The sequence below is a fragment of the Aliterella atlantica CENA595 genome (assembly GCF_000952155.1).
Lineage (GTDB): Bacteria > Cyanobacteriota > Cyanobacteriia > Cyanobacteriales > Chroococcidiopsidaceae > Aliterella > Aliterella atlantica.
The window spans coordinates 197,362-215,004 of sequence record NZ_JYON01000005.1 but is presented as its reverse complement, the minus strand read 5'-3'; the positions used below and the strand labels follow the sequence as shown (position 1 = coordinate 215,004).

At 42.7% G+C, this 17,643-nt stretch carries 16 protein-coding genes and 1 tRNA gene; 9 read left to right on the top strand and 8 right to left on the bottom strand.

What is annotated here, in order from left to right; translation table 11 throughout:
- Positions 1–19 precede the first annotated feature (19 nt).
- Positions 20–819, bottom strand: a protein-coding gene (locus UH38_RS25860) for an IS5 family transposase (protein ID WP_235355119.1) whose coding sequence is annotated in 2 segments (ribosomal slippage) — positions 20–469 and positions 472–819 — 798 coding nt in all. Because the reading frame shifts where the segments join, the coding sequence is not laid out codon by codon here.
- A gap of 331 nt (positions 820–1,150) precedes the next feature.
- Here UH38_RS25860 and UH38_RS07195 point away from each other — a divergent pair.
- A complete protein-coding gene (locus tag UH38_RS07195; protein WP_045053950.1) occupies positions 1,151–1,417 on the top strand; it encodes a WGxxGxxG family protein in 267 nt (88 codons plus the stop codon).
- A gap of 111 nt (positions 1,418–1,528) precedes the next feature.
- Here UH38_RS07195 and UH38_RS07190 read toward each other — a convergent pair whose 3' ends face one another.
- The 5 genes from UH38_RS07190 to psb29 form a co-directional block, all read right to left on the bottom strand.
- Complete coding sequence (locus UH38_RS07190; RefSeq protein WP_045053949.1) at positions 1,529–2,095, bottom strand: HdeD family acid-resistance protein; 567 nt, start codon at positions 2,093–2,095, stop codon at positions 1,529–1,531.
- A 164-nt stretch (positions 2,096–2,259) separates the two neighbouring features.
- Entirely contained in the window at positions 2,260–2,664 is a 405-nt protein-coding gene (locus UH38_RS07185; RefSeq protein ID WP_045053978.1) for a GNAT family N-acetyltransferase, read from the bottom strand.
- A gap of 73 nt (positions 2,665–2,737) precedes the next feature.
- Positions 2,738–2,980 carry a hypothetical protein gene (locus tag UH38_RS07180; RefSeq protein WP_045053948.1) on the bottom strand — a complete coding sequence of 81 codons (243 nt, stop codon included), beginning with the start codon at positions 2,978–2,980 and terminating at the stop codon, positions 2,738–2,740.
- 78 nt (positions 2,981–3,058) lie between these two features.
- Positions 3,059–4,501, bottom strand: a complete 1,443-nt coding sequence (locus UH38_RS07175) for an AmpG family muropeptide MFS transporter (protein WP_045053947.1) — start codon at positions 4,499–4,501, stop codon at positions 3,059–3,061.
- A gap of 224 nt (positions 4,502–4,725) precedes the next feature.
- Positions 4,726–5,460: a photosystem II biogenesis protein Psp29 gene (gene psb29, locus UH38_RS07170; protein ID WP_045053946.1), complete on the bottom strand. Its 735-nt coding sequence runs from the start codon at positions 5,458–5,460 to the stop codon at positions 4,726–4,728.
- Between the two features lie 163 nt (positions 5,461–5,623).
- On the opposite strand from psb29, the gene UH38_RS07165 reads away from it, so the two are divergent.
- A tRNA-Asp gene (locus UH38_RS07165) sits at positions 5,624–5,697 on the top strand.
- Between the two features lie 160 nt (positions 5,698–5,857).
- Positions 5,858–7,294 (top strand): glutamate--tRNA ligase, encoded by a 1,437-nt coding sequence (gltX, locus tag UH38_RS07160; protein WP_045053945.1) that lies wholly within the window; start codon positions 5,858–5,860, stop codon positions 7,292–7,294.
- Between the two features lie 105 nt (positions 7,295–7,399).
- On the opposite strand, the gene UH38_RS07155 is transcribed toward gltX, so the two are convergent.
- Positions 7,400–7,627, bottom strand: coding sequence for a hypothetical protein (locus UH38_RS07155; RefSeq protein ID WP_045053944.1), 228 nt, complete (start codon positions 7,625–7,627; stop codon positions 7,400–7,402).
- A gap of 629 nt (positions 7,628–8,256) precedes the next feature.
- On the opposite strand from UH38_RS07155, the gene UH38_RS07150 reads away from it, so the two are divergent.
- From UH38_RS07150 to UH38_RS07140, 3 genes are all read left to right on the top strand, one after another.
- Entirely contained in the window at positions 8,257–9,705 is a 1,449-nt protein-coding gene (locus UH38_RS07150) for a NarK family nitrate/nitrite MFS transporter (protein WP_045053943.1), read from the top strand.
- Between the two features lie 196 nt (positions 9,706–9,901).
- The gene (locus tag UH38_RS07145; protein ID WP_082065328.1) at positions 9,902–11,572 is read left to right on the top strand and encodes a ferredoxin--nitrite reductase; all 1,671 of its coding nucleotides are present in this window, start codon (positions 9,902–9,904) and stop codon (positions 11,570–11,572) included.
- Between the two features lie 109 nt (positions 11,573–11,681).
- On the top strand, positions 11,682–13,022 hold the full coding sequence (locus tag UH38_RS07140) for a chloride channel protein (protein WP_045053942.1): 1,341 nt from the start codon (positions 11,682–11,684) through the stop codon (positions 13,020–13,022).
- Between the two features lie 9 nt (positions 13,023–13,031).
- Here UH38_RS07140 and fghA read toward each other — a convergent pair whose 3' ends face one another.
- A complete protein-coding gene (fghA, locus tag UH38_RS07135; protein ID WP_045053941.1) occupies positions 13,032–13,880 on the bottom strand; it encodes an S-formylglutathione hydrolase in 849 nt (282 codons plus the stop codon).
- Between the two features lie 135 nt (positions 13,881–14,015).
- Here fghA and UH38_RS07130 point away from each other — a divergent pair, with 135 nt between their 5' ends.
- The 3 genes from UH38_RS07130 to UH38_RS07120 all read left to right on the top strand — a co-directional run bounded on the left by UH38_RS07130 (position 14,016) and on the right by UH38_RS07120 (position 17,557).
- Complete coding sequence (locus tag UH38_RS07130) at positions 14,016–14,648, top strand: glutathione S-transferase family protein (RefSeq protein WP_045053940.1); 633 nt, start codon at positions 14,016–14,018, stop codon at positions 14,646–14,648.
- Between the two features lie 252 nt (positions 14,649–14,900).
- A complete protein-coding gene (locus UH38_RS07125; RefSeq protein WP_045053939.1) occupies positions 14,901–16,385 on the top strand; it encodes a type I restriction-modification system subunit M in 1,485 nt (494 codons plus the stop codon).
- Positions 16,382–17,557, top strand: a complete 1,176-nt coding sequence (locus UH38_RS07120) for a restriction endonuclease subunit S (RefSeq protein WP_045053938.1) — start codon at positions 16,382–16,384, stop codon at positions 17,555–17,557. Before UH38_RS07125 ends, UH38_RS07120 begins: the two co-directional genes overlap by 4 nt.
- Positions 17,558–17,643: the final 86 nt, after the last annotated feature.

Sequence of the window (17,643 nt, the reverse complement as noted above, 5' to 3'; positions counted from 1 at the left end):
AGAGCCTGTTTCTAAACAATTATGAATGGTTCGGTTTCAGCTTCGCCAAGCGACGCAACATGGTGTGAATCATTGCGCCATAAATCATTGCCTCACTCATTTCCACTAGCAGCTCATAGTCCTTACTCAAACGTCGATATCGATTCCACCAGCCAAAAGTTCGTTCCACAATCCACCGCTTCGGTAGCACTTCAAAGTCCTTACTCTGGCGACAAATCACCTCGACTTCGGCTTGAGTCAACTGTCCAACCACTCGTGCAAAGTTCTCACCACTAAAACCTTGGTCTACCCACAATCGCACTAGATTTGTTTTGATTTCCTCTACCGCTTCTAGCAAGACGATTGCACCGCCTAAACGCTCTTTGGCGCTGGCTTCCAGCACCACTAACGACATCACTAAGCCCAAGGTATCAACTAGCACAAATCGCTTGCGTCCTTTGGTGTGCTTGGCGACATCAAAGCCGTACACCTCCCCCTTTTTTCAGTCGTTTTGACTGACTGAGAATCGATGATACCTGCCATAGCTTGTGGCTTTTTGCCCACGGCTTGCCGCAGTTGAGTACGTAAAGCATCATGGACTTGTTGCCAAACACCTAGTTTCTGCCACAGCCGCAGGTAGCCATAGACGGTTTGCCAAGGCGGAAAATCACTCGGTAGTCCTCGCCAAGTACAGCCTTCTCGCTGCACATAGAAGATGGCATTGACAATCTCTCTCAGTTGGACATCTCTGGGATGACCAATTGCGGATTTAGCCGGAAGCAAGGGTTCTATCAACTGCCATTCAGCATCCGTCAGGTCGCTCGGATAAGACTTAAGCATCTTCTCAATCCGCAAGAACTACATTTCTATCCTCGTACCAGCATTCAGCAACAAACCTTCAACTCAATATTTATTTAGAAACAAGCTCTTACTGCTTGCTATATTAGTAATTTTCCTAAGCAAATCAGGTTTTAATCTGAACGATTTATTTTGCTGCTATCAATAATGATGCGATCGCTCAAAGCTATAGTAATTTAATAAACTAAATCTAAAGTAATATTTTATGGGGCATTCATTTGTATCTTTAGGTAGGTTTGGTTTCTGGCGAGTATGAATAACTTAATTAAAGTTAGTCATTTATTATCGACAATAATCGAACGGAGAAAATTTCATGACCAAACTATCCAAGTCTGTTGCTACCGGTCTTGCTACCTTAAGTTTAGGCGTTTTAGTCTTATCTATGCCTGTCTCTGCTCAAGATAACACTGTTACTACTCCTGATAATGCTGCTCCTGGGGATACAGCAGTTTATGGAGATGGTGATGTTGACCAGAGTCAGCGTGCTTTTGATTGGGGTTGGATTGGCTTGCTAGGTCTTATTGGTCTTGCTGGTAGACTAGCAAACAATAAACGCAGCGAACCTCATACTAGCCATTAATAGCAGCTTTGATTAATGTTGCCAAGATTAAAGCGAAACAAAAAGCGATCGCGGCTTGATGTAATTCAAGCCGAGCGCTCAATTAATATTTGCTATTTCCCTGCGGTAACTTCAAGCTGTAGGGTTAGAAGCATTTAGATTAGAATTACGATTTAAAGACAACATTAGCCTTGAAACTCCAGTAGACAGAACGCTAGCACCAACAAGCGTACCCAGCAGCCAACGAGCATCAAAGGGCCATTGAAACCAAATTATTGCCCCTAACACAAGCGTAATAACAGCATCGCCTAGCACCCACGTCCAATTCTGTTGCGGACGCAATCTAAATGCCAACATTAGCTCGAATACGCCTTCAGTTAGCAAAAAGCTACCTAGTAAAAGAGTGATAGTAAGTACACCCGTGAGAGGGTAAAAAAATAGCATTAAGCCTGTAGCAATATACAGCACGCTTAACAATATTTTCCAGACGAAACCGCCACGATCGCGCGTTTGAAAAGCATAAAATAGCTTAGATACTCCTGCACTAGATAAAATCAATGCAATCCAAGTTTCCGTGACAATTGTAGAAACCGCAGGAATAGCGATCGCTAAAATTCCCAAAATAATCAGGACAATACCTATCCCTAGCGATCCATTGCTACTACCTTTATTGAGATTAGGAGAAACATCAGTCGTCATGCAATCTTCACCCTATATGGGAATAAACTCTACTTCACGTTAAGAAATTTCTCAGGATCTATGTATAGCCTTAAGGTAGAGCTTGAGATTTAGCCATTACTAAAGTATGTATTCTCCAATACTGAAAAAAGAGCGTCTGCAATTGAAGCGTGGCGATCGCTAAGTCACTCTTGAGATAACAGTGGTTTCACCATCCACAATGACTGAGTTTGATAGCCTAATTGCTTGTAGAGATTTAAGGCGTTGCTGTTAGTTTGAAATACTTGTAGCCCAATTTGCCGATCGCCTCTTGCTATAGCCCATTTTTCTAAATATTGCATCAAGGCTTTGGCAATCCCTTTGCGTCTGTGTTCTGGGGCTACGTATAGTAAAAAAATATGAGCATGGCGATCGCCTGTTACTTGATCTATAGCATTACCTACCCACAAACAGGCTACAGGCGATCGCATATTTGCATTTTCTATATGCACCCACCACAACGGCGTTTCCCTAGAAAAATATTGCTCGACTGTTCGGGATAGATGGGAAAAGTCTTGCTCGGTAAATAGTTCCTGATAAGTTTTTTGCATAAACTTAACTAACAATGCCCGATCTAAACCCGAACCAGCAATAACAATATACCCTGATATCAACTGTGACACCTTAATTAACAGTCATACGGAATTGTTCTGACAGTGCCAAACTATCCGGTACACCTTTAACCAACATAGATAGCGAAGGCGGTAAATGAGCCTCAGCTTTTTGCGGCTGAGGATTAACTTCTTCAATAGGTGCAGGCGCAGCCATATCACTGGGAAGAAAGATGCGGGCGCTGACTGCTACAAGGGCGACAAAAAACACTAACACTATCAAAAAGGGAAGCACGTATTGACGAAAAATAGTCATGTTGGTGGGGGAGGAAGCAAAGGTATTTATGAGAAGTTAACTGAAGAATTATTAAGTTCCCTACATTTATCCTACAACTTAATAAGAATTATCGTCATCCATGCCTGGTTTTGCCATTGCTACAGGCGTAGCATTCCAAGGGGCGACAAAAGGCAACAACATTAAGCCTGGTAGAGCAGCTACTATAGATATCAAAAAGAACGCAGCCCAGCCTGTCGTTGTTGCTAATTGCCCAGCAGGTGCAGAAAGAATATCGCGGCTAATCGCTACCAAGCTAGAAAATAAAGCAAACTGGGTAGTTGTGAAGTTGCGATCGCAAAGACTCATCAAATAAGCTACAGTCACAACGGTAACTAATCCCGCGCAAAAATTTTCGATATTAATTGCTAACACTAACAAAGAATAGTTTTTGCCAGCGACCGCTAAGGCGTAGTAGCCTAAGTTGCTAAGTAGTTGCAAAATTCCAAATATCCACAAGGCGCGGTTGATGCCAATTTTCGTTAAGATAGCGCCGCCAACTAATACGCCCACTGTAGTAGCAATAAAGCCCATACCACCTTGAACTGCGGCTATTTCTGTTTTCGTAAAAGTTATTTCGCGTAAAAACAAATTACCTGTAATTCCCACTAGCGAGTCGCCCAATTTGTAAAGCAAGATAAAAGCTAAGACTAAGCTAGCTTGAGCAACTCCGAAGCGCCCAAAAAACTCTTGAAAAGGCAGAACTACAGCATCTTGCAAAGATTGGGGCGGACGATCTGTAGTAGATGCGATCGCGCGTTTTGGTAATAAAAACGTAGCCACCAGCCAAACTGCGAGTAAACCTGCAACTAACCAATACAAAGTAGGTAAAGGAATGTAGCCGCTAATTACTCCTCCTAACAAGCCTGCTACTACTAAAACTATTAACAATAGAAAAATGCCATCTTTAACAGACACAGGCGCAGCAGCTTGGAGCGTTACATTTTCTCTAGGCGACCATAAAGTAGTAAGTATTCCTCCTGCCATCAAACCCGCCATCATCAGATAAACTACATTCCAGGGCAGAAAGTCAGCTAAAATCAAAGCCAAAAAGCTAGTTACCAGTAGCGCCATGCGGTAGCCAAAAACCCAGACGGATGCACCTGTTTCCAATTCTAAGGGCGATAAAATATCGGTTCGGTAGGCATCGCCAGCAATATCTTGAGTAGCGCTTAAAAAAGTAGTAATTAAAGCGGTAATTGCCAGGACTTGCAGCACTTGGAAATCTTGAGCGGGTTGTTGCAAAGCCATTGCTGCGATCGCAAAAACCAGCCCAATCTGAGTTAATAGCAGCCAGCCGCGTCTACCACCTAAAACTGGAGGCGAAAATCGATCCAACAACGGCGACCATAAAAATTTGAGGGAGTAAGGAACGCTAACTAAGCCAAATAGTGTAATTGCCCCTAAATCTACCTTGGCATCTTGCATCCATAGTTGCAAAGTTCGGCTAGTGAGAAATAAAGGCAAACCCGACGAAAAACCCAGTAATAACAAAGCTGCCATTTTGCGGCTTTGAAAGACTTGCAAGAGCGATCGTGTTGTCACAATTTAAAAACCCTGCCAGACATAACTTAAAGATGAAGTTATGATGCCACAGCGGGGAAAGTAGTTATGAGTTTTGAGTTTTAAGTTTTGAGTTGAATAGAGTAAGGAGACTGGGAATGATAGTTTTGAGTTGAAGGAAGCTTTAGGGCTAACTTACTCATTTTCCCGCGCCTTTAGGCGCTTTATGAACCTGGAGAAGCTGTATCTTGAGGTGTGTCGGGTGATTGTGCCACCACAGTAGCATTTTGTTCTGCTGCTCGTTTTTCGCGTTTTTTGCGCTCTGCTGCTAACATATCTGCCATGACAATTAGCGCTTGATTCATTTTTTCTACATTACCGCGATACAATTCTAAATCTTTGTTGAGCTTATCTTCGGGTAAGTGCAAGGTTGTCGCAATTTCTTTAAGTGCTTCTACTCTTTGCTTTTCATCTTTGACTAGCTCAGGGTTTGATAACTCTAGCAAACTAAATACACCGATCGCTAACAAGCGGCTGTATTTTGAATTGGGGTTATTTGCAAGCGCTTTGATTTGCTCTTGCAAATCGCCGTAGCCATCAACATGACTTGTACCGCTTAACCATTGGATTAATTCCTGCGGTGACAAGCTTTTGGCAAATGTGCCTAAACGTTCGGCATCTTGACGATATCGAGCGGGATCGCTACCTACAGCTTGACACAAGGCTTTGAAGATTGAGTCTTTATCCCGTTCTGGTTGGTATCCTTGCATAAAGCGCTCAAAGGCTGTCACTACACCTAGAGCATAAATGGGGTTATAGCTAAAATCAGCATTCACAGAAAGCAAATGCATTTCTACCATCAATTCTTCTACTACCCGCCGATATATCGTGTTGATAGGACGGGTATGAGTAGAGTAGAAGGAGCGTTTGGTATCGGAGACAGTACGAACAGTGTTCACGAGTTAAAACTTAACGGGGGAGACTTATAACCATTGTCTCGCTTAAAGGCAACTTTGCCAAGTTTAGCGACTGCTAATGCTATTTGCGCTACTAAAACTCCCTAAAAATTCTGCTTGACAAAGCTTAGGAAACCTGTAATAGTTGTAAATGCCCTGAAAATAAGGGACTGTAGTTCAATTGGTTAGAGCACCGCCCTGTCACGGCGGAAGTTGCGGGTTCGAGCCCCGTCAGTCCCGCTTGCTTTCTTTTGAAAGCCCTTACCAGAAGCTGATTTAGATTGGCGGCAGCAAAGTTTGTCAAGTAAACTAGCAGTTTTAAAGCGATCTAGATTAGATCTGTAGCTATGCAGCCAACAAGGTTAAAATAGTAAACCTTGATATTAACCGATTTAGCCTTATGACTGTTCGCGTCCGCATCGCTCCTAGCCCTACCGGAAACTTACATATTGGTACGGCGAGAACTGCTGTATTTAACTGGTTATACGCCCGCCATCATGGCGGTACGTTTATTTTACGTATTGAGGATACAGATACAGAGCGATCGCGCGATGAATACACGCAAAATATTTTTGCTGGCTTGCAATGGTTAGGGCTAAGTTGGGATGAAGGACCATTTTATCAATCTAAGCGCTTAGATTTATACAAACAAGGGGTAAAAACCCTGTTAGATAAAGGCTTGGCTTACTATTGCTATACCAGCGAAGCCGAACTTGAAGAAATGCGCGAACGGCAAAAAGCTAGAGGCGAAGCACCCCGTTATGACAATCGTCATCGCAATTTGACACCAGAACAACAAGCAGCTTTTAGGGCTGAAGGTCGTCGCCCAGTGATTCGCTTTAAAATTGAAGACGATCGCGAAATTGTCTGGAATGACTTGGTACGCGGACAAATGTCTTGGCGCGGTAGCGATTTAGGCGGCGATATGGTAATTGCTCGTGCTGCTGAAAATGATATTGGGCAAGCTTTATATAACTTTGCTGTAGTTATTGATGACTTAGACATGAAAATTACTCATGTAATTCGCGGAGAAGATCATATTGCCAATACGGCAAAGCAAATTTTGTTATACGAAGCTTTTGGCGCACAAGTCCCCCAATTTGCTCATACGCCTTTAATTTTGAATATAGAAGGTAAAAAACTCTCTAAACGAGATGGTGTAACTTCGATTTTTGACTTCAAAGATATGGGCTTTGTCCCCGAAGCAATGGTAAATTACATGACATTGCTCGGTTGGTCGCCACCAGATTCAACTCAAGAAATATTTGATTTAGCAACAGCAGCACAGCAATTTAGTTTTGAGCGAGTGAACAAAGCAGGGGCAAAGTTTGACTGGGCAAAGCTTGACTGGCTAAATAGTCAATATCTGCATAAAATGCCTGTAGATAAGCTAACAGATTTATTAATTCCCTACTGGCAAAAAGCTGGGTATGAATTTGATGCTACACGCGATCGCGCTTGGTTAGAGGAAATTACCAGTTTAATTGGTCCTAGCTTGACTCGTCTTCCCGATGCAGTAGAAATAAGCAAGTTGTTTTTCACCAAGACCTTACAATACAGTGAAGAAGCAACAACTCAGCTACAGCAAGAGGGAGCAAGTACCGTTTTACAAGGCATTCTTGCAGGCTTAGATAACACTGCCGATTTAAGCGCAGTTACTACCCAAGAAATCATCAAACAGGTAATTAAAGAGCAAAACGTCAAAAAAGGCTTAGTAATGCGGAGTTTAAGAGCAGCATTAACCGGAGATATGCATGGACCTGACTTAATTCAATCGTGGTTAATTTTGCATCAACTAGGCTTAGACAAACCTCGCTTGCAACAAGCAAGTACGTAGTAGCGCTAGTTGTCGGTATCACAGGTTAAAAGCTTGTGCTGGGCAAATATTAAGTCAACTGACGAGCGCCGCCTGAGTCTACTGCAACCTTTTTTACAATAACGTCTATTGTTTCTCTCCTAATACACTCCAAATTCCTGCTTCTGAGGCAACGATCGCCTTTGGAGCCGAATTTGCTTTTTCTTGGGTTGGTGCAAAAGCTAGTGGCATCAACCCCGCAGCAAAAGAGCTTAGAACCACGAGCAAGACTACCCACATCGAGTTAGCGCGATCGCGCTCTCGCATCCATTCTTGCTCTATTGCTCGTCTATTTAATCTTTCGTGGGAATCCATACCAATAACCTGCCTTCACTTCCGTTTCTATTTTCCTATTTTTACAATATTTCTGTATCTATAGCTACGGAATTTTTACAATTTTATGAATTCCTCACATTCTTGCTGATTGCTAAATATCTAGATAACTATGAATAGATAACAATTTTCTCCAGATGGAGAGGAAATAACCTAACTATTTACATCATGCAAATCTAATTTTTTTCATAACACTCAAAGTAAATATTCTATTGAAACAATAAAAAATGCTTTATCTTAATAATAAAAAACACGGAAATTTAAAGCGACATCAGTAGTTATTTCAAGCTTTAAATTCGAGCGAATCAAACTGAATCGATTGCTAAGAAAAGTATTGAACTACGATGCATTGTCTACATGATAACTATGCAAATAGTGCATCAAATAATAAAAGATACAAGTAATTGGTGACATCAGATACCAAGTGGTTTAGCAAGTTTAGATAAGGTAATCCCAAAGCCATCAGCTAGAAAAAATAATCTTTGTAAAATAACTTTAATTACTTGTATAAATTTCAAGCCTGCAAGCAATCAATAACTATTGAAATATTAGGAGGATAGAACAACGTGGATGGAATATGGTCATTTCAGGATCGCTACCGCATCTTACACATGACATGGTTTGCATTTTTTCTGACCTTTGTCGTGTGGTTTAATTTTGCTCCTTTTGCTACAGCAGTAAAAGTAGAATTTGGTCTAAATGAAGCTCAACTAAGAACCTTGGCTATTTGTAATGTTGCCCTCACAGTTCCAGCCCGAATTATTGTGGGAATGATTTTAGACCGTTATGGACCGCGCGTTACTTATTCTTGTTTGCTAGTATTTGCGGCTATTCCTTGCATAACATTTGCCTTAGCACAAGACTTTAACCAATTAGTTTATAGCCGTTTAGCATTAAGTATTGTTGGATGCGGGTTTGTAATTGGCATTCGCATGGTTGCAGAATGGTTTCCGCCTAACGAAATTGGTTTAGCAGAAGGGCTTTATGGTGGTTGGGGCAACTTTGGCTCGGCGGGTGCAGCCTTTACACTACCAACAATTGCTGCTGCTACAGCTTTTTTAGCAGCAGGTCAACTTAATTGGCGTTTGGCGATCGCCCTTACAGGAATTATTGCAGCTATTTACGGCGTAGTTTATTTTTTCAGCGTCCAAGATACTCCCCCAGGTAAAGTTTACGAACGACCTGCTAGCAGCGCCGGAATGGAAGTGACATCAGTTAAAGACTTTTGGTTTATGTTGCTGATGAATATTCCCTTAGTAGGAATTTTGGGAGTAATTGCTTGGCGCTTAAATAAAGTTAACTTTATTAATTCCACACAGTTATACATTACCTGGTTTTTATTAGTGTGTTTGTATGTAGTCCAAGCTTATAACTGTTGGAAAGCAAACAAAGCCTTGATAACTGGGAAAAAGCAATATTCCCCTGACGAACGTTACAAGTTCTCGCAAGTAGCAAATTTAGACATAGCTTACCTTGCCTGCTTTGGTTCAGAACTAGCTGTTGTCTCTATGCTGCCGACATTTTTTCAAAGAGGCTTTGGCTTAACAGCAGCAATAGCAGGGGCGGTAGCTGGTACTTATGCGTTTATGAACTTAGTCGCCCGTCCAGGTGGTGGCTTAATTTCAGACAAAATTGGCAGCCGCAAGTGGACTTTATCTACAACGCTGGCGGGAACGGGAATAGGTTATTTAGTGTTTAGCAGTTTGGGGGGAAATATTCCCCTGCTTGTTGTCGTAATTGTAACTATGGTTGCCTCATTCTTTGTCATGGCAGCAGAAGGCGCAACATTTGCAATCGTCCCTTTAATTAAGCGACGAGTAACAGGACAAATTGCTGGAAATGTAGGTGCTTATGGCAATGTTGGGGCAGTTGCTTACCTAACAATTTACAGTTTATTACCAGAAGGGGCAGCAGGCGATCGCACCTTTTTTCAGATGTTAGGAATAGTTGCCCTCATTTCAGCTAGTTTGTGCGGCTTCTTGTTGAAAGAACCTCACGAATCGCATACAGAAGTATTAGTAGTACCTAGAGAAGTTTCAGCCAAACAACGCCATTTCTAAAAAGAAAGCAAGCCCGATCGGGCAACTTTATTTCCCTTATTTATACACATACGCCAAAAGGCAGGTTTTAAAGCGGATGAAATAGCTTTTGTAACTACTCCTACAAACTCAAAGCGCAAGAAGACATAGCTTAACAAAAAAGGCATATCTTAGCGCCACTGCAGCGCAATTAATAAAAACCTATCAAAATACAACTATGATGGACGCAAACGGAACCCCAGACACAGCAGGTAAAACCCAAGCGGACACAGATGTACCTCAAAATGGCGCATCCGAAGCACAATTAGCTGAAGCAGGAGAAGCCAAAGCAACTTTAAATAAATTTGAAAAAATCAAAGCTGAAAGAGATGGTATTGCCCTTAAGCAAGAACTAGATTACTTAGCCAAAATCGGCTGGGAAGCAATGGACGAAGCCGATCGCGATTACCGTTTGCGCGACTTGGGACTATTTTACCGCACCGTTACCCCAGGTAGATTCATGCTGCGGATGCGGATGGCTAATGGCATCATTACCTCTAGTCAAATGCGGGCATTGGCAGAAATCGTCCAACAGTACGGCGATGAAGGTAATGCAGACATCACTACTAGACAAAATATTCAACTTAGAGGCGTTCGGATTGAGGATGTGCCAGATATCTTCAAAAAGCTGTATCAATACGGCATGACTTCTGTGCAATCGGGTGTGGACAACGTGCGGAACATTACAGGTTCGCCTTTAGCTGGTATCGATCCTGATGAACTAATCGATACGCGGGGATTGTGCCAGATGGTGCAAGACATGATTACTAAAAATGGTGAAGGTAATCCAGCAATGGTTAACTTACCGCGCAAATTTAATATTGCGATCGCAGGTTGCCGTGATAACTCAGTTCACGCCGAACTCAACGACCTTGCCTTTATCCCAGCTTATAAAAATGACACTATTGGCTTTAATGTCATTGTTGGTGGGATGTTTTCGCCCAAACGTTACGAAGCCGCCGTACCTCTGAATGCTTGGGTAAGTCCCGAACAGGTAGTTGCTGTTAGCGAAGCAGTGTTGTTGACTTATAGAAATCATGGGTTACGGGCAAATCGGCAAAAATCTCGCCTTATGTACCTAATAGACAAGTGGGGGATTGAGAAGTTTCGCGCCGAAATCGAAAATCAACTCGGTTATTCGCTAGAACCTGCTGCTGAAAAAGACGAATTTATGTGGGAAAAATACGACCACATTGGCGTATTCAAGCAAAAGCAAACTGGTTTAAACTTTGTCGGCTTGCATATTCCCATTGGGCGATTATATGCCCAAGATATGTTCGATTTAGCGCGGATGGCGGAAGTGTACGGCAATGGCGAAATGCGCTTTACTGTAGAACAAAATCTAATTATTCCTAATATTCCTGACTCTAGATTAGAGCCATTTTTACAAGAACCACTTTTAGAACGCTTCTCCACTAACCCCGAAAACTTAACGCGGCGATTAGTTTCTTGTACTGGCAGTCAATTTTGCGGATTTGCCCTGATTGAAACCAAAAATCGCGCTTTGGCAATGATTAAAGCTGTGGAAGCCGAACTTGAAGTATCTCAAAGCGTACGCATTCACTGGACGGGTTGCCCTAATTCTTGCGGACAGCCGCAAGTTGCTGATATTGGTTTGATGGGAACCAAAGGACGCAAAAACGGGCAAGTTGTAGAAGCTGTAGATATTTGGCTGGGCGGTAAAGTAGGTTTTGAAGCTGAATTAGGTAGCAAAGTAATGAAACAGATTCCTTGCGACGATCTTAAGCCAGTGCTACGCGACTTGCTGATCGAACATTTTGGCGCTAAACCCAAACAGTCACCAGAACACTTTGTACCGCCAGTTCTGGCTGGCGCTACTGAAGAATGAAACAGCTAGACGTAGCAGTTAGACGTAGCACTGCTACGTCTCTACATATACCTTAACCATTGTGCTAGACGTAGCACTGCTACGTCTCTACATATACATATACCTATTCATGTCTTCTACTACTTCAGAAAACGCGATCGCATCTGCGTCTACTAACAGCGTTACTTACCAGCAAACGATCCTGTATGCCGCAATTATTGGTATTGCTGGTGGCTTTGTGGCAACGGCTTACTACTACACTCTAGAAGGTAGTTTGCATCTTGTTTGGCATACAATTCCAGAACTTTTGAGTCCTTATCTGCCCCTAGAACTTACTTCTGGAAATTATATTTGGATTGCAACTACTATTGGCGGCTTTTTAGTTGGTTTGGCTTTGCATTTTATGGGACTTCCTGGTGAAGTTGCTTTTGTAGTTGATAAAGTTCATCAGCCAGGGCGCATATCTCAAAAGCAAACACCAGCAATGATTGTGGCTTCGCTAATTTCGATTACGTTTGGCGGTAGTGCAGGTCCAGAAGCGCCGTTAGTGCAGGTAAATGGCAGTATTGGCGGCTGGATAGGGGAAAAATTACAGCTTAGTGCAACTACAATTCGCGTTCTGACTTTTTGCGGGATGAGTGCAGCTTTGGGGGCGTTTTTTGGTGCGCCTTTGGGTGGAGCGCTATTTGCCTTAGAAATACCTCACCGTCGGGGCATAGAATACTACGAGGCGTTAGTTCCGGCGGTGTTGAGTGCGATTTTAAGTTTTTGTGTATTTCGTTTGAATACGGGCTTAACTATTGGGGGAATGTATCACTTTGCTGCTATTCCACCTTTGACACTGTGGAATTTACTTCAAGGTGCATTATTAGGTATTGCAGGGGCATTAGTCGCGATGCTTTTTGTAGTTATCTTTCGTAGCATTGGATATCTTGCTAAGTACATCGAGCATCAAACAATTTTGCTAGCAACTTTGGGCGGCTTGTCAATTGGGATAATTGCTTGCATATTCCCGCAAACTTTGTTTTTTGGGGAAAAAGAGATTAATACTATTGTCGAAACAGGTGCTAATTTTGGGCTGGTGATGTTGGTTGCGATCGCTTTGGCAAAAATGCTTGCAGTTAGTTGTACGCTGCATTCTGGCTTTCGCGGCGGCTTTATATTTCCCTTGTTTTATATTGGTGCTGCTGTAGGATTGGCGATCGCTTTAGGTATTCCTCAAGTCCACCCCACTATTGCTATGGTATGCATGATGGCGGCGGTAAATGTGGCAATTACCAAAACGCCCATTAGTACCACAATCATCCTCAGCGTACTTTCCGATACGGCGATGGTTCCAGTGATTGTAATTGCAAGTTTTACAAGTTTTTTATTGACTACACAAGTTTGCTTGATTTCGACTCAGCGATCGCGTACTATCTCTCAGCAAGAACCGCTACCAATTGCCATGTACTCCGTTACATCCTCCTAATAATCTATTTCAATCGCACAATGCAGCCGCATGATGGCGAATATGATCTTCCATAAAGGTAGAAATAAAATAATAACTGTGGTCGTAACCTTCATGAAAACGCAGAGTTAAGGGCTGATTGACATCTTTACACGCTTGTTCAAAAATTTCAGGTAGTAATTGTTCTGCTAAAAATTTGTCTGCACTACCTTGGTCGATTAGTATAGGACGATTGTACTTAGCTGCTTTTACTAATTCGCTAGCATCGTAATTGCGCCAAGTATTTTCGTTAGTTCCCAAATAGTTAGTAAACGCCTTTTGACCCCAAGGACAACGCATTGGTGCAGCAATTGGCGCAAGTGCTGAAACCGATTTAAAGATTTCTGAATTTCTTAACGCGCATACCAAAGCTCCATGACCGCCCATAGAATGACCAAAGATACCTTGCTTGTCAGATTTTACCGGAAAATGCTCGGCAATTAGTGCAGGTAATTCTTGCACGATGTAGCTATACATTTGGTAGTGCTGATTCCAAGGTTCCTCAGTCGCATCGACATAGAAACTAGCACCACTACCAAAATCCCAATCGTCATTTTCTCCAGCAATTCCAGTATTGCGCGGACTTGTATCGGGCGCTACTAACATTAAACCGTACTCTGCTGCGAAACGTTGCGCTCCTGCTTTGGTAGTGAAATTTTCTTCTGTGCAAGTCAAACCAGAGAGAAAATATAGTACCGGAACTGGTTGCAACTTTGCTTGTGGCGGTTGGTAAACAGCAAACTTCATTTCGCTATTGCAAGTTGCAGATTGATGGCTGCAAAAGCCAACTGTACCCTTGAAGCAACGATATTCACTGATGAGATTGATGGATGCAGACATAGAAATATAAGGCAGTGCAACTAATTCCCAGATTACACGACGCTGATATATGGCGCGATCGCACTAATGGCTGAGGCGCAAGCTTTACTATGTGAGATATTCTAGTTCGCTGTTGTCTTGGTTAATCTACTTATAATGGTAAAACCTACTGTTTACGGCATTCCTCAAAGTACCTACGTTCGCACTGTGCGGTTGTTGCTTGAGGAAGCAGGTGCAGAATATGACCTCAAACCAGTTGATATTTTTAGTGGTGAAACCAAGTCGCCGGAGTACCTAGCCAAGCATCCATTTGGTAAAGTCCCCACCTTAGAAATTAATGGGGAAACGATTTACGAAACGGTTGCGATTACTCCATATCTCAACACTGTTTTTGCTAGCGATAAATTTATCCCCTCCGAGCCTTTACACCAGGCGCGGATGCGTCAGATTATGGCGATTATTGATAGCTATTTGTATATGCCAGCAATTAGGTCAATTTTCATTCAACGGGTACTTGTACCTAGTCAGGGTGGTCAGACAGATGAGGAGATGGTGGCTGGCGCGATCGCACCTGCACAAACAGCGATGCAAGCGATCGAGTCCTTGGCTGTTTGCGAACCTTATTTATTAGGTAACGAGCTTACGTTGGCTGATTTTCATCTGATTCCGATTTTTGTTTATTTTAGTGCGACTCCAGAATTTGAGACTGCTACTGCTCAAACTCCTAAGTTGCGGAAATGGTGGAGTGAAGTTAGTCAACTTCCTAGCGTGAAGAAGGTTTGCGCTTAAGTTAGATATTAGTACCCAGCTTATAGGCTGGGTATTTGCGATCGCACTTCTTGCAAGATTATGCGGCGGTAAGCTGCGTGTTGCAGAGGCTCATCCGCCTGCGCGGACTAGGAAATTATTTATTAATTAAAGCTGTGGCACAATTAGAATCTGATTTTAGACAGGTTGTGCTGGCGATATGGCAAAAATAAGCATTGATATAACTTTGGGCTGGAATCGAGCTAGAAGTGACTCCTATGGGGAGTTGCGCTCATGATTACAGGTGAGATGCGATCGAAGGTGGATCGCCTGTGGACTACTTTTTGGAATAATGGCATTAGCAACCCGCTTTCAGTTATCGAGCAGATATCTTATTTACTATTTATCAAGCGGTTGGATGACTTGGAATTAGTCAAAGAACGCAGGGCGCAGCGATTAGGCGAAGCTGTCAAAGAGCCGATTTTCTCTGTAGATAAACAGATGTGTCGCTGGTCGTATTTTAAGAACTTGAGCAACGCGGAAGAGATGCTGAAGATTGTGCGCGATGAGGCTTTTCCATTTATCAAGAACTTGGGATTGGGTGCGGCGGAAAGTACCTATGTGCGCCATATGAAGGATGCTGTCTTTTTGATTGCAAGTCCGGCTCTACTAGCAAGTGTAGTCGGGCAAATCGAGCAAATTCCGATGGAGGATCGAGATACCAAGGGAGACTTGTATGAATATATGCTCTCGAAGCTGACAACAGCAGGTACTAACGGGCAATTTCGCACGCCGCGCCACATTATTAAGATGATGGTGGAATTGATGGCTCCCCATCCCAGGGAGATTATTTGCGATCCGGCTTGCGGAACGGCTGGTTTTTTGGTGGCGGCGGCGGAGTATCTGCGCGATTTGCAAGATAGCGAGGGCAATTATGTTTTGAATGCGCCAGGAAATCGGGAGCATTTTAACCGCCAGATGTTTCACGGATTTGATTTTGATGCCACGATGCTGCGGATTGGTAGTATGAATTTGATGTTACACGGCATTGAAGATCCGCAGATTGAGGCGCGCGATTCGCTGTGTGAAGATTGTGCGGGAGTGACGGAATCTTTTACGCTGATTTTGGCAAATCCGCCGTTTAAAGGTTCGCTAGAGAAGTCTACTATTGCTAAAGATTTAACTAAAATTGTTACGACTACAAAGACTGAGTTGCTGTTTATTGCTTTGATTTTGCGCTTATTGAAGATTGGGGGAAGGGCAGCAGCGATCGTTCCTGATGGGGTATTATTTGGTTCTTCGACGGCGCATAAGAAGGTGCGCGAGATGTTGGTGGAGCAGCATAAGTTAGATGGAGTGATTTCGATGCCGTCTGGGGTGTTTAAGCCTTATGCTGGCGTATCTACGGCGGTTTTGATGTTTACGAAGACTGGCGCAGGTGGAACTGATGATGTTTGGTTTTATGATATGGCAGCAGATGGTTTGTCATTGGATGATAAGCGACAACCTGTAGCTGAAAATGATATTCCAGATTTGCTCAAGCAGTGGCGGGAGCGAGGAGTTGCTGGTGCGACTGGGGGAGTGAGAACTGGGAAGGCGTTTTTTGTACCGAAGGCGGAGATTGCGGCTAATGGTTACGATCTTTCGATTAATCGCTATAAGGAAACTGAGTATGCAGAGGTGAGTTATGAATCTCCCAAAGTGATTTTGCAGAAATTGCGAAGTCTTGAAGATGAGATTCGGGCGGATTTGGATGCGTTGGAGGAGTTGCTAGGGTGAAGTCAGCTTATCCTTTAGTTCCAATTGGTGAACTTGTTAACTCTGTACGCAAATGGAATCCTTGTGAAAGTACAACTAACCAGTTATTTACATATATTGATATTTCCTCTATCAACAGAGAAACTAAGCAAATTGAGGAAACTGTCGAGGTATGGACTCATAAAGCACCTAGTCGAGCAAGACAAATAGTTAAAGGTGGAGACATTCTTATCTCTACGGTACGTCCCAACCTTAATGCAGTTGCTTACATAGACAACCAATTTAACGGTGCAACTGCCTCAACTGGTTTTACTACACTGCGCACAAAGCCTCAAAAACTTGATTCTCGGTATTTGTATTACTGGGTGCGTACTTCGTACTTTGTTAAAGACATGGTTAGAAGAAGTACAGGAGCAAGTTACCCAGCAGTATCTGACTCAATTATAAAAGAATCTACTATACCCCTTCCTCCCATAGAAGAACAGCGCCGCATTGCTGCCATTCTTGATAAGGCTGATGCTGTTCGTCGCAAGCGTCAGGAGGCGATTCGGCTGACAGAGGAGTTATTGCGGTCGGCTTTCATAGAGATGTTTGGCATCCCCGATCATAGTAGTTATCCAGTAAAGACATTCGCTGAGGTATGTGAATTAATTACTGATGGAGCGCATTTTACCCCAACATATGTAGATCAAGGTGTACCTTTTCTTAGGGTTACTGATATTCAAACAAAAAGTATTGACTGGAAAAACACAAAGTATATTCCCTTAAATGAACACAAAGAGTTAATAAAGCGTTGCCATCCACGCAAAGGTGATGTCCTGTATTCAAAAAATGGAACTATCGGAATTCCTAAACTAATTGATTGGGATGAAGAATTTAGTATTTTTGTAAGTTTGGCTTTGTTACGTCCTAAACCTAACGTTCTTTTAGGAGAATATCTTGAATCTTTTCTCAAAACACCGTTCGCATTGCGCCAAGCACTTAGCCATACAAAAACAGGAACGGTATCTAATCTTCACCTTGTTGAAATTCGCAAAGTAAAATTACCAATTCCAAGCATTGAGGTACAGCAGGAATGGCTAGAACGAAAATTTAAAATTGCAAAGCAGCAAAGTAAATTAATTGAGTCATTCACCCAAACAAACAATCTTTTTAACTCCCTGCTTCAAAGAGCCTTCCGAGGGGAACTATAAACTAAGAACCCCGCGCCTGACAGAAATGCGATGCACTGTGGCTAAACGTCCCCTTATTTGAGGAGATGTGGGGGACTTAAATACCA